The 14196-nt window shown below is 42.7% G+C and carries 7 protein-coding genes; 3 read left to right on the top strand and 4 right to left on the bottom strand.

Features of this window, described 5'->3' with window-relative positions; translation table 11 throughout:
- Nucleotides 1–292 precede the first annotated feature (292 nt).
- Both FM107_RS14455 and FM107_RS14450 read left to right on the top strand, forming a co-directional pair.
- Nucleotides 293–1681: a DUF1080 domain-containing protein gene (locus FM107_RS14455; RefSeq protein ID WP_086949196.1), complete on the top strand. Its 1389-nt coding sequence runs from the start codon at nt 293–295 to the stop codon at nt 1679–1681.
- A gap of 27 nt (nt 1682–1708) precedes the next feature.
- The gene (locus tag FM107_RS14450; protein ID WP_086949195.1) at nt 1709–3124 is read left to right on the top strand and encodes a Gfo/Idh/MocA family oxidoreductase; all 1416 of its coding nucleotides are present in this window, start codon (nt 1709–1711) and stop codon (nt 3122–3124) included.
- Nucleotides 3125–3424: 300 nt separating this feature from the next.
- Here FM107_RS14450 and FM107_RS14445 read toward each other — a convergent pair whose 3' ends face one another.
- The 4 genes from FM107_RS14445 to FM107_RS14425 all read right to left on the bottom strand — a co-directional run bounded on the left by FM107_RS14445 (nt 3425) and on the right by FM107_RS14425 (nt 10674).
- The gene (locus FM107_RS14445) at nt 3425–4072 is read right to left on the bottom strand and encodes an HAD family hydrolase (RefSeq protein WP_086949194.1); all 648 of its coding nucleotides are present in this window, start codon (nt 4070–4072) and stop codon (nt 3425–3427) included.
- 1625 nt (nt 4073–5697) lie between these two features.
- Entirely contained in the window at nt 5698–6513 is an 816-nt protein-coding gene (locus FM107_RS14435; RefSeq protein WP_086949192.1) for a ZIP family metal transporter, read from the bottom strand.
- 200 nt (nt 6514–6713) lie between these two features.
- Complete coding sequence (locus FM107_RS14430) at nt 6714–7514, bottom strand: response regulator (protein ID WP_256959555.1); 801 nt, start codon at nt 7512–7514, stop codon at nt 6714–6716.
- Complete coding sequence (locus FM107_RS14425; protein WP_086949190.1) at nt 7507–10674, bottom strand: two-component regulator propeller domain-containing protein; 3168 nt, start codon at nt 10672–10674, stop codon at nt 7507–7509. The genes FM107_RS14430 and FM107_RS14425 overlap by 8 nt, the downstream gene beginning before the upstream one ends.
- A 314-nt stretch (nt 10675–10988) precedes the next feature.
- On the opposite strand from FM107_RS14425, the gene FM107_RS14420 reads away from it, so the two are divergent.
- Nucleotides 10989–14195 carry a TonB-dependent receptor gene (locus tag FM107_RS14420; protein WP_218779009.1) on the top strand — a complete coding sequence of 1069 codons (3207 nt, stop codon included), beginning with the start codon at nt 10989–10991 and terminating at the stop codon, nt 14193–14195.
- Nucleotide 14196 lies beyond the last annotated feature (1 nt).

Raw genomic sequence — 14196 nt, 5'->3', positions numbered from 1 at the left:
AGCTATTATTTATTTGGCGGCCGAGCTTTTTTCCCATCTTCGCATGTTGTTTTTTGCTTGCTAAATACTAAAACGTTTTCGTAATTATACGTGCTTTCTGTCGTTATCACATTAAATAATCGATATTATTGTATAAGCGACTCAGTCGTATTTATAAACCAGAAACATTAGGTTTTTTTAACGGACGCCGGCTTGGATAATAATACGCATCAGATATGCTGTAGTTTCATCGTATAGACCGAGGACTGTTAATAAAGGGAATAATACTAATTTAAACACAACATAATCAAACATGAAAAATCTGAACGCATTTGTTAAGGTTGTGACCACTGCAGGAATGGTGCTTGCACTGTTGGTTCCAGCATCGGCGCAAAAATCGAGCGCTAATTGGACGAATCTTTTCGATGGTAAAACATTGGATGGATGGAAGTCTGTGGGAGGGAAAGCACCCTACACCATCGAAGACGGTGTTATCGTTGGTCGGATGACAAAAGGGACGCCTAATTCGTTTTTAATTACAGAAAAAGACTACGGCGACTTTATATTAGAACTTGAAGTGAAGCTCGAAGGGGATAAAACTAATTCCGGGGTACAAACAAGAAGCCATATAGACCCGGCAGGGAATAATGGGTTAGGTAGGGTGTTTGGCCGACAAGTCGAAATTGATCCCTCTTCGCGTGCCTGGTCTGGCGGAATCTATGACGAAGCACGTCGACTATGGCTGTATCCATTAGATTTAAATCAAAATGCGAAAACAGCTTATAAGCCTGAGCAATACAATCACGTACGAATTGAAGCTATTGGCGATGAAATGCGTACTTTCTTAAATGGCGTTCCCACGGCGTATGTTATCGATACCATAGATCGTGAGGGGTTTATCGGTCTCCAAGTGCACAGTATTCCAGATGAGCTTGATGGCAAGAAGGTGTATTTTAAAGACGTTCGTATTCAAACCGAAAACCTGAAAGCTACGCCTTTTCCTAAAGACGTATATATTGTTAACTTAAAGGAGAATGAACTGAGTGCTACCGAAAAACAATCGGGCGTAAAGCTACTTTTCGACGGAAAAACGTCTAAAGGCTGGAAAGGCGTGAAAACTGGGGAATTTCCGAAAAAAGGATGGACCGTCGAAGATGGAGTTATTCGCGTGGAGAAGTCTGACGGAGCAGAGTCCACAAACGGCGGCGATATCATCACGCAAGATCAGTATGCAGCATTTGATCTTTCTTTTGAGTTTAAACTGACTGAAGGAGCCAATAGTGGTGTGAAATATTTTGTAACGCTTCAAGAGAAAACAAAGGGGTCAGCAATTGGGCTTGAATATCAAGTCTTAGATGATGAACGTCACCCCGATGCTAAAATGGGGCGTGATGGTAACCGCACACTCGCCTCTTTGTACGATTTAATTACTTCCAATCGGAACAAACGCCCACGCCGCAAAATCGGAGTATGGAATAGAGGTCGGGTTGTCGTCACGCCAGATAATAAAGTAGAACATTACTTAAATGGAGAACTGATGGTTAGCTATCAACGAGGAAGTAAAGAATATAAAGACATTGTCGCGATCAGTAAGTACAAAGATTGGGAGAACTTCGGTGAAGCGAAGCAAGGTCATATTCTTCTTCAAGACCATGGAGACCAAGTTTCGTTCCGTAGTATAAAAGTAAAAAAACTGAAATAGCACCGAAAAATTAAACGATTAAAAACCATGAACCATTATTTATCACGTCGAAGCTTTATCAATCGTACAGCGATGTTGGGGGGAGCGACACTATTAGCTAATTCAGCGCTCGGTAAAGTTGCGATGGCAAAACCCAATGAACGCGTAAATCTCGCCTGTATCGGTATTGGTTTTCGCGGAGGAGAGATTATAAAAGCCCTATATAAGACAGGTCTGTGTAATATAGTCGCCTTGTGTGATGTTGATATGGACGCACCTCATACGCAAGAAATTATTAAAATGTTTCCCGATGCGCCACATTTTCAAGATTTCCGTAAGATGTTCGACACCATGGGTAACCAGTTCGAGGCGGTGACCGTTGGAACACCCGATTTTTCCCATTTTGCAATCACGATGACGGCGATTGATCAAGGGAAACATGTTTACGTGGAGAAACCAATGGCACGGACTTTCTTTGAAGTAGAGCTGATGATGCAAAAGGCGGCAAAATTCCCCAAAGTAGTTACACAAATGGGAAATCAGGGACATTCGGAAGCCAATTATTTTCAATTTAAAGCTTGGCAAGAGGCGGGCATTATAAAAGATGTTCATCGTATCGATGCACATATGAACATCGCACGGCGCTGGCACGGATGGGATACAAATATAAAAGGGTTCCCGTATCCAGATCGAATTCCAGAGACTTTAGACTGGGATATATGGCAAATGCAAACCATGGGGCATGACTATAACAAAGATTTTGTGAATGGGCAATGGCGCTGTTGGTTCGATTTTGGAATGGGTGCATTAGGGGATTGGGGGGCACATATTTTAGATACAGCCCATGAGTTTCTTGCTCTAGGATTGCCAACACAAATTGATGCGACTTATTTGGAAGGGCACAATTCCTTTTTCTTTCCGATGTCTTCGACACTGAAGTTTCATTTTCCAAAGCGTAAAAATATGCCAGCGGTCGATATTAACTGGTATGATGGTGTTGATAATTTGCCGCCAATTCCAGAGGGGTACGGTGTTTCTGGTTTAGATCCAAATATTCCTGCACCGAGTACTGGTGAGATTGAACCTGCGAAGCTCAATCCAGGTAAAATAATCTATTCCAAAGATTTGACATTTAAAGGTGGTTCGCATGCAAGTACACTTTCGATTATACCAGAGCAACGGGCGAATGCGTTGGCCGGAAAACTTCCAGAAGTTCCTGAAACACCTTCAAACCATTTCGCTAACTTCCTAAAAGCGTGTAAGGGGGAAGAAAAGACCAGGTCGTCTTTTGATATAGCCGGACCGTTAAGTCAGGTTTTCTGCCTAGGAGTACTAGCGCAGCGATTAAATGCGAAAATAACATTCGATCCTGTGCGCAAAGAAATCGTCAATGACAGATTTGCAAATAGTTTATTAGTTGGGCCTCCTCCTGCAAAAGGATGGGAGCAGTATTATAATGTATAATAAGTTGATTTTTTTCATAGATGTAGTTAGCGAAAACGGGCCTTAGGGTCCGTTTTTGTTTGTTTAATGGCGCTGTATAACCATAAAAAAAGGTTTTCAAACGGGGAGAATGAAAACCTTTAACTAACCAATTATAAACCTAAATTATGATGACACAAATGTCGCCATTTGTAATGGAATACCAAAATAAGTTGACCATATTGTAGTGTAAAAACGACACGAAGCCCCTATAGATATGTGCTTTTAATCCCGTAGTTACCTGTAAATAAGCTGGGTATCATAATTTAGGTATGTGGATAACTATTTTATGATTTTGTGTAGTTCTTGTGGAGAGTTGATGATAAAATCAGCACCACTTTCTCGGAGCTCTTGTTCCGATCTAAATCCCCATGTAACGCCTATCGCTTTAACGCCAGCTCGGCCGGCGGTAAGCATGTCTACATCCGAATCTCCAAGATAATAGCAGTTTTCTTTTTTTATCGCTAAGGTTTGGAGCGTTTGCTCTACGATTGCCGGATCAGGCTTCGCTGGAAAGTTTTCGCGATGGCCCAATACCAAGTCAAAATCCACTGTCGGGAAATATTTGGTTACCAGCGTTAAGGCGGCATCGTGATATTTGTTTGTAGCGACACTAATTTTAAAGTTGTTTTCACGAAGGTAGGTTAACAGCTCGAGTATGCCTGGATAAACCTGGGTCGTGTCTTGCGCATGCTTGTTATAATGTGCGATGAATGTTTCCTTGACCAGCGCGATTTTTTCACGATTTCTTTCCTCGATCGGTAGGATGCGCTCAATTAATTTATCGATACCGTTCCCGATAAAATGTTTGTATTGCGCGCCCACGTGGGTAGGGAGGTTATACTTGGCGAGGGCATAGTTGCCGCTATTTGCTAAATCTTCTAATGTGTTGATTAACGTTCCGTCTAAATCAAAGATGATAAGTTTCATATCCGTAAATTTAATTATTATAGGATTGAAACGAAAATTTATAGCTCGATATCCGCTATTAGAATATGAAGCAGTTGGTAATGCATATGTATAAACATGTTTTTTAGGGAATTTTACATTGTTGATTAAAATCTATCTTATGGTATTTGTTTTATAAAAAGTAAATACTATCTTTATAGATGTTGTAGTGAAATACTTAAATAAATACGATTTTATCATAAAATGGTTTGTTTTTTTAAGAGCTACAAAATAATAAACCTATGTGGATTGGAACAACCAAATCTCCTCACACGCGTAGTATTTTAATTTTGGAAGGAACGAAGGCTGCAAGGTGCAGTCTGCTTTTTTCATATTTGTTGTTTAGTTAAGAAAAGTGGATGCCCCGTGCTCTCTAATGCCGATTTGAGAGTGTGGGTGCATACATTTTCAAATCGGCAGCATTATTCCCCACGTTCAACTTACGGTTTCTTGGTATAATTTGCGTTTTCTGATTTTTTCTTTTGTATTGGTGTTAAATTTGTGTTTTTTATATCCGTAGTATTTGATTATAAAATATTAGTCTCTTAATTACTTGCATATTTCTAAAAATTATCGAAGATCTGTTTTTAATATAGAAGTCGGTGTGTTTTTTGGGTTCAATACTTATAAATGTAATTATATCAATAAGTTAGTGTGTTTTTTTTGTTTGGCGTTTTTTGTAGATTTTAAGAGGCTTAGTTTGCGTGTTTATATTGATTTATTTACGATTTAAGGTGTTTAAACATCTTAATAATTCTTTTTAATTTGTAGAGAACGCATTCAATAGTTTATGAAATTTAAATAAATGTTTGTATTTTTACGCTATGAAAGTATGGACCAGGAATAGTGCGAGTAAAACAGTACTTTCGAACAAATAGCTTAGCTTAACAAATAAGATGCTAACAAGAATTATAAAGAAATATAACAACATTCCTATTGAATCGAAGCTGGTTGGAATAACGATTATTTTGTCCATTGTTTTGCTGATCCAGTTGCTATTTTTGTCATATATTTCTGTGACATAAAAATTGAGGTTGTTTAAACAGGAAGAGAAACTTTTTCTTAAAAAATAATAATGGCCGTGCTGAGCGGCCATTATATGCTTATGAAAATTATGCTCCCCGGGGAGGGGAACAGGGCTCAAAGTTATATATTTTTTTTAAAAGCCGGGAACAAAAAATACATTTTTTGGGATAGTAGCGTACTTGTGCCGTTTTTAGAGCATTTGATGATGCTGCGCTGTGAGGGGGGGGATAGTTCTCCGAAGGCTAGCAATTTAAATTGATCTCACATTCTTTTTACCTTGATTCCCTAAAATGACACGCTCGCTTGTGTATTATTAATATCGCCAATTGCCCGTTTTTACAGGCTTGTTGCATGTAGCATGTAGCGATAATTCATGCTTTAGTCTGTTAAAATATGTTAAAGGGAGGGCTCGTTTATAATATTGTGCTGTGAGCCCCGTTTTAGATGTAAGAATACAGTAAGAGTAATTTTTTTCATAATTTAGGTTAATTAATAATTGGTTAGTAAGAAAATCCTGAAGTTCCCCGCTTCAGGATTTTTTTTGCTTAAATATGTCCAATCTACGAGTCGTGATTAACTGTTTATCCAAGCACGACATCCATGGTCATCATAACAATAAATCCGCCGATAAATCCTAATGTTGACCAGTCGGAGTTTTCATTTTGTTGCCCCTCAGGGATGACTTCTTCAACCACCACGAATATCATTGCGCCCGCGGCAAAAGCTAATGCATAGGGCAGGATTGGTGTGAAAAAGCCGACGGCCAGTGCTCCAATCACAGCAGCTGCGGGTTCGACCAGTGCCGAGCTTTGTCCATAAAAGAAACTCTTTCGTCGTGACATCCCCATACGACGGAGCGGCATAGCGACAGCGATCCCTTCAGGGAAATTTTGAAGTCCTATACCTAATGCTAAAGCAACAGCTCCACCGATACTTGCTTCAGGAATGCCTGCGCCAACGGCGCCAAAAAGAACTCCAACAGCTAAGCCTTCGGGAATGTTGTGTAGCGTAATAGCGAGCACGAGTAGTGTCGTTTTTTGCCACGGGGATTTCACGCCTTCGACTTTTTGGAAATTTACGTGGAAATGTGGAAGGACTTTATCGAGCATAAAAAGGAAACCCGCTCCCATTAAAAATCCGATAATAGCAGGTACCACTTGGCTGAAGCCTTCGCCAGGCGTGAGGTCGATAGCGGGAATTAATAAGCTCCATATACTAGCTGCAACCATTACCCCTCCGGTGAAACCTAACATCGTGTCCATGAAATTGCGATTCATGGTTTTTGAGAGAAATACGACAGCGGCGCCTAGGGCGGTAAGGGCCCAAGTAAATACAGTTGCGTAGAAAGCAGCCAATACCGGTGATATACCAGATAAATAGGCGATAAGCTCGTCCATAAAATTTTGATCGTGATAGTTTGTTTTTTACAAAAATAAAAAGTTGACCTAATCTAGCAAAACTATTGCATAGTACAATATTAGAAATGTCGATATATTTTCTTGGAAATCGCGGGTATTACCGATTTAAATTCCCGCGCGCAGTGGAAAGATTATAAAATAAAAGCATTTTACCTTTTATACATATTCCAAGAACGTCGCTAGGAAATAATATGAAATTCTCGGTGCTGTTCGCCCCAGCCTTTAGGGCTGACGCCAAATTGTTTTTGGAAATTTCGAATGAAGTGTGAGGAGGAACTAAATCCAACCATACTGGAGACCTCATATACCTTGTGGTTACCTTCACGTAGAAGGATAGCGGCTTTTTTTAGCCTAGTAAGATTAATGAGCTCGTTGGGAGATAAGTCCGATAGTGCTTTTATTTTCCGATACAATGTCGGTCGGCTCATGTGCATGCGGTCGGCCAAAAAATCTACGCATAGACTTTGTTCATTGATGTTTTTTAGAATAAAGCTATTGAGCTTATCTAAGAAGTCTTGATCAGCTTTGTTAAGTTCGGTCGGGTCCAATGCGAGTGGCTGTATAGTACTTTCTCGGTAGTGTGCCTTCATATTGCGACGATTACGTAATAGGCTTGCAATTTGAGCTTGTAAAAAGCTCGGCGAAAATGGTTTTTCGATATACGCATCTGCGCCATATTCCAGTCCTTCAATTTTAGACTGTAGACTGTTTTTTGCCGTAAGGATGATAAAGGGGATGTGGTTGTGTTTGGGGTCTTCCTTGAGGCGTGCACATAGTTCATAGCCGTCGATGTCTGGCATCATCACGTCACTTACAATGAGATCGATATCTTGTATTTGTAACTGTTTAAGTGCTTTTCTGCCGTCGGTAGCTTTAACAATATGATATTCATCGCCCAAATCATCGGCAATAAAGTTTAAAATCTCAAGATGGTCATCTGCTACCAATATCGTCGGCTTGTTATGTATAATATTAATCATAGATCCCATTGGTTGGTATGCGCAGAACGAATATATTCAATTTTTCTGAATTTTCTAGAAATTTTAATGTTCCACCATGCAGTTGCGCAAAAGAATGTGCGAGGGCTAGACCGAGGCCAACACCTTTAATGCCTGGCGCATTAGCTTCTCGATGAAATGGTTTAAAAATTAGTCCGATGGACTCATTCGTTAACTGGGGACCATCATTTGTAACTTGAATATTAAATGCTTGGGTTTGCTTTTCATACGAGAGCTCCACCCATACCTTGCGCCCGGCATACTTTAAGGCATTGGTCATCAAGTTGTCGAAAATTTTCTCGACCACTTCGATATCCACGCGGGCGATAAGCGGCTCGTTAGCGGTGTAAGAGAGTAATAGTTCTCGCTGCTCAAATGCAGGTTGATAATCTTTTAAGCGTTCGGTTACAAAGTAGGATAGATCGTGCGTTGAAAGGCTTAAACTGTGTTCGCTACTTTCGATTTTGCGAAAATCTAATAACTGGTTCGTTAGTTCAACAAGCTGCTCGGTATTGCGATGCATCGTGTTTAATAAGCGTTCGGTACGTTCATTTGCCTCTCCGCGCGAGATAAGCCGCTCTAGGGGAGCCTTAATTAGCGTCAGAGGCGTCTTAATGTCGTGCGCTATCTGGGTGAAGAAGTTCATTTTCGCTTGATAAAGTTCGCGTTCGCGTTCCACAGTTGCGGCCTCTAATTGTCGTCTGTTTTTCTCTTTTATTTTTCGGTCGAAAGAGTTTGCTAGGTAGTAAATTAAGAAGCCGGCCGATAACCAATAGCAAATGTAGGCAGGAATACTTGCCCAAAAGGGCGGGCTGATTTGTATCGCCAGGGTCCGCTCATCGGAAATAGGTTCCCCCACACTATTTAAGGCTTGTACACGGAAGGTGTAGTTTCCGGGTGGAATTTTTGTGAAGTGTGCCGTATGGCTCCCTCTGAGTGTGGTCCACTGCAAATCGTAACCCCCTAGCATATATTTATATTGTACTTCCTTAGCAGATACATAGTTCATCGCTGAGAAATCCAATGTTATGGTTGATTCATCATGCGGTAATTTTAACTTCGCGAGGTATGGTACCGCTTCCGCTATTTTTGACCCCGCTGCTCCCACGCGCAATTCACGTTGCAGCACGCTAATTCCGGTAATTAGAAGGTTAGATCTTATTTTCGAGGGATAGAATGCCGAAAGAGAGTCGGGGTGAAAGCGAATAAATCCACCTGCTGATCCGTAATAGAAGTTCCCTTGACGATCGATGAAACTCGAATTGTAGTTGAATTGCAAGCTCAATAGTCCCGAGGATTTCGTGAAAGTTTGCATGCGCAGGGTGTTCGGATTCATACATACCAAGCCTCTGCTAGTGCTAATCCATAGTTTTCCTGAATCATCTTCTTGGAGAGTTAAAATAAGGTTGCTCGGTAACCCATCGTCGGTGGTGATTCGGCGAATAGGCTTTCCATCGCTGCTCCAGCGGGCAAGTCCATTTTCGGTCGCGATCCATATATCACCATTTCTAGTTTGAAAGACACGGTTGACTCGGTTACTATTTAAGGATAGCGAGTTGTTGGTCTGGTGGGTGAACACTTCCGATCGTCCGGTTTTCGGGTCTAGCGTGAAAAGTCCATCCCGCCAGGTTGATAGCCATAGCTTTCCCTTCTTGTCTTCAAAAATTGAAGTATAAAATATATGGTCGGGGACTTGGCGAATTGGAATAAATTTGTTCGATCCGGGAATGAACTCATATAGCCCATGGGCGGTAGCCAGAAAAACTCGACCTGCGCGGGTTTGCAGAATGTGTACAATAAAATTGCTTCCCAGCCCATACTCTGCATTAGCGATTTCAAAATGAGCGATACGCTGTCCCGAGTTTACATCGATGCAGTCCATGCCCTGATCGAAGGTGCCCACAAGCAGCGTGTCACCCACTAAGCACAAACCGTGGACGTTACTGTGCGAGATGTTCCGGACTTGCGTGAATTTATTTGTCTTCTTGTTCCAGTGGCTTAGGCCATTATCTTCCGATCCGATCCACATATTCCCTTGCCGATCTTCCACAAACTCGCGTACAGCGTGCGCCGATATTGACGAGCTGGCGTAGCGATGGAAGAATTTTCTAAACACATTATGCTGCGGATGGTAATAATTTAGCCCCCCGAAAAACGTACCTATCCAGATTCCGCCCTGCTGATCGCTGCAGACCGTGTATACAGCATTATCCGACAGACTCCAAGGGTGATCATCCTCGTGGAGCAGCTGCTGGAAACTTCCGTTTTGTTTATTGTAAACAATGAGACCACTTTCACTGGCGATCCATAGCGTTTGGGAATCCGATTGAATAATGTCGCGTATATAAAATTGACCGATCGGCAGCCGGGGTAAAGGGTTGCTGATCTTCTCGGATTTCGGATCGAATTTATATAAGCCATTTTTTGTCGTTCCAACCCATAGGATACCTTGTTGATCCGTATAAATGTCTTCGATCCATTGATCCCCGCGCGTCGCATCATCTAGCGGGTATACTTTTCCCGTAGTCACATTCTTTATGAGCCCTAGTGCCCCGAGCCACAGCGTCCCGTTTTCATCGAGCGATAGCGCAGAGGCGGTCAAGTCGGACCTACGGCTATGTTGAACGATCGTGTCGTTTTGCATATTATAACTAAATAGTTTGTTTTCAGCAATGTACCAAACCTGTCCCTGCTTGTCAGCGGTGATGTCTAGAACCTCCCCCTGTTGGCCTCCGCGAAAAGGGCGGAAGGAATCTAAATGTGGGTAAAAAATATACATCCCTTGGTCGGTTCCTACCCATATATTCTTTTTCTGATCTACGTGCAACGCATGAATGAAGTTGCTACCTAAACCCGTTAGGCTATCTGCCGAGGCGTAGTAATGTTTGAATTCATAACCATCAAAACGGTTCAATCCGTCTTTGCTCCCAAACCATAAGAAACCATCTTTATCCAGTACGCTACAAAGAATGGCGTTATTAGAAAGACCTTGATCAACACCGTATTTCTGAAAATAAAGGGCTGGTGTATTTGATTGTGCATTGTTACTTAGTCCGCAGATAAACAAAACAATATACAATAAGTCGGGTATAGCGGACCATAGGCGCTTGTTTCTGGTTCTTGTTCCTATCAGGTGATGCATTTCGATGTTTTTGTTTCAGTCAGTTCCTGTTTACGGATGTTATAAGCAGCAAATTAAACATTCTATACTACATTTTGGTTAACAACGGCTCCGATTGATAGATGGCACGCGAGCGTTATTATTCTATTCTATGAGGCAATATACAGCTGTAACTGCTACATGCAGCCAGCATCGCGGGTTTTAAGAATCAATGACACCTGATGGTTAAAAATGCGTGATACAATTTGGCGATAAATTGAGACGTTTTGGGAATATTTTGCCTGCCTAGAGAATTAACTTTGGATATCGATTATAAACAACTAAACTTTTACCTAATGAGAGTTACTTCAATTCATTCTTGGCGCTTACCCAGTATGTTGCTCTGCGGCTTGTTTGTGACAGGAGTTGCAAGTTCGGCAATTGCTTCCCCCGTCCGGTATGGAGCATCAAAGATTATTTTGCAGGAGCAACAAAATCTACAGGGGACGGTTAAGGACGCCTCTGGGAAACCGCTTCAAGGCGTGACTGTAGAGCCCAAAGATCACCCGACCGCGGGGACGACGACCGATGTTGACGGCAATTTCACGTTGACCTTGACGGAGCCGAACGCGGTAATTGTATTTCGGTCGGTCGGATTTGTTACTCAACAGGTCACCCCTTCGGGCGATAAGATTGAGGTAATCCTTCAGTCCCAGGATGCGAGCCTCGATGAAGTCGTAGTCGTCGGCTACGGTACGCAAAAGAAAGAATCGGTCACCGGCGCGATTTCTTCGGTTGGGGCCGATGATTTATCTCGTTCGGTAGCAACAACGACCTCGGGTGCTCTTGTTGGTAAGATTGCGGGGGTAAACAGCAGAATGGCAGACGGCCGTCCCGGAGCATCGACAAGTATCAATATTCGTAACATGGGGGATCCGCTCTACGTAATTGACGGCGTACAAAAGGATGCCGGACAGTTTAATAACATCGATTTTAACGACATCGAATCAATCTCGGTTCTCAAGGATGCCTCGGCCGCAATATATGGTGTCCGCGCGGCCAACGGCGTAGTGGTGGTCACCACAAAGAAAGGTAAGCGGGGAGAGCAGAGTCAATTCTCGATCAATTCGTACTACGGTTGGCAAAATATGTTTCGGTACCCACGGCCGGCAAGTGCTACAACGTATATAAAGAGCTATATTCAATCGGACGCCATCTTGGGTGTGAGTGATCCGCAGTATACGATGGATGATCTTCAAAAATGGGAAGAAGGGACCGAAAAAGGATATCGTCCATTTGATTGGTACGACTATATTTTAGGAACGAGTCCGCAGACCTATATTTCTGGTGCAGCCAGCGGTGGGTCGGAGAATATCAATTACTACATTAGTGCCGGTCATCTCGATCAAAAATCAATAATTCGGAACTACGGTGGATTCAACCGTACAAACGTACAAATGAATATTGAAGCGGATATCTCCGATCGATTGAAGATTGGAGCGAATCTCAATGGCCGTATCGAAAAGCGTCGACAGCCGGGAGTGCCAGGGGCCGATGATACGTGGCAAGCATTGTTTGCGACCTATCGTAATCTGCCCACAGCACGTCCCTTTGCTAACGATAACCCATTGTATCCCGCACGTACCGCATCCAACACGGAGACTAACTTTGGGATGCTAAACTACGATCTTTCAGGTGAGTATACCGAAGCCTTTCGTGTGATGCAATTGAATTTTAATGCTGAATATGAAATTACCAAGGATCTGAAGCTTCGTGGACTTGTAGGATATTATCTGTCGAATAAGCGAATGGATAATCAGGAATTTACTTACAAACTGTATGGTTACGATGAAGAAACCGACACCTATCCCGTCGTATTTAGCATGGACAACCCGTGGCGCGAGCGTGATGTTCGCCAAATTGAAGAGATTAGTTACCAGGGTACGCTGAACTATGCGAAAAGTTTCGGGAAGAATAACCTGACCGCGCTCGTGGCAGCCGAAGCGATTACGCGTGAAGAACCAGGGTTTTGGATGCATGATCGCCCCGCCTCAAACCGCTTGTCCCTAATCTATTTTCAAACGATGGACCAATTTAATGACGACGGATTGAACACGCAGGCACGAGCTGGCTTTGCCGGGAGAGTAAATTATGATTACGACGGTAAATACCTTGTCGAGTTCGCTGGTCGTTACGACGGCTCGTGGAAATTTCCTCCCGGAAGCCGATGGGGGTTCTTTCCTTCGGTTTCAGCTGGGTGGCGCCTGGCACAAGAATCGTTTATCACCGATTCCTTTGTGGGAAACACTTTCAGTGAACTGAAGCTACGGGCGTCCTACGGGGTGCTAGGCGACGACAATCTGGACGACTGGGATTATTACGCATTTGGCTTTATGCCGGGCTATACGTATAATACTGGTGGAGCGGCTATCGATGGTAACTACGTGGTGGGGTCGCAGCCGCGCGGGTTGCCCGTTAAAACTCTCTCTTGGATACGCGCAAACAGCTTTAACGTCGGACTTGATTTTGCCCTACTCGGCGGGAAGCTTTCCGGAGCCGTGGACTATTTTAATCGTAAACGTACCGGACTGCCAGCCTCGCGTAACGATATTCTCATTCCTGAAGAAGTTGGGTTTGGACTCCCTTATGAAAATTTAAATTCCGATGTGCACCGTGGCGTGGATGGAAGCATCAAGTGGAGCAGTAATATACACGAGGTTAATTATTTTGTTGGTGGGAATTTCACTTATGCGAGACAGCTGGATGGACGACAATATAAGCCGCGGTTTGGAAATTCGTGGGATACATATCGTAATTCGATTACCGACCGCTATGCCTATATTAATTGGGGATACCATGCAATAGGTCAATTTCAAAATTGGGAAGAGATTCAAAACTACGATGTGGACAACGATAGACAAGGTAATACAACACTTCGACCAGGAGATATAAAATACGATGATGTTAACGGAGACAAGGTTATTAATGAGTTGGATCAACGTCCTATCGGGTATCGAGAGGGTGATCAGGGTGAGGGTGAAGGAGATGTTGGTCTTCCGTACTTGAACTTTGCTTTGAATTTGGGCGTCCAGTACAAAGGGTTCGACGTGGCTATGGATTTTACCGGCGCCTCATTTGCGTCCTACCGCGCAAATTTTGAAGGGATGCTGCCCTTCCATGATGGAGGGAATAATGCAGCTTATTACATGGAAAACCAGTGGATGCTTAGCGATATAACGGATCCAAATAGTGAACTTATCCCGGGAGAGTTTCCAACTTTGATTCGGGGCAATCAAAATCATAGTAACTATTGGCATAGTGACTTCTGGGTCGAAAATGTGACCTATCTTAAATTAAGAAATCTACAAATCGGCTATACCTTACCTTCAAAGTTAACAGAACGCTGGGGAATAAAAAACCTTCGCGTCTATTCGATGATGCAGAACTTGTTCAGCATCGATAACCTCGGCGAAATGAAGATTGATCCGGAACTCACAAGCGAATCGGGAATTCAATATCCGACCAATAGAGTAGTGAATGTTGGTCTAAACATAACATTTTAAC

The sequence above is a fragment of the Sphingobacterium sp. JB170 genome (assembly GCF_900163865.1).
In the GTDB taxonomy this organism is placed as follows: Bacteria; Bacteroidota; Bacteroidia; order Sphingobacteriales; family Sphingobacteriaceae; genus Sphingobacterium.
Note: the sequence above shows the minus strand (reverse complement) of the source record. Positions and strands in the feature narration are given on the sequence as shown.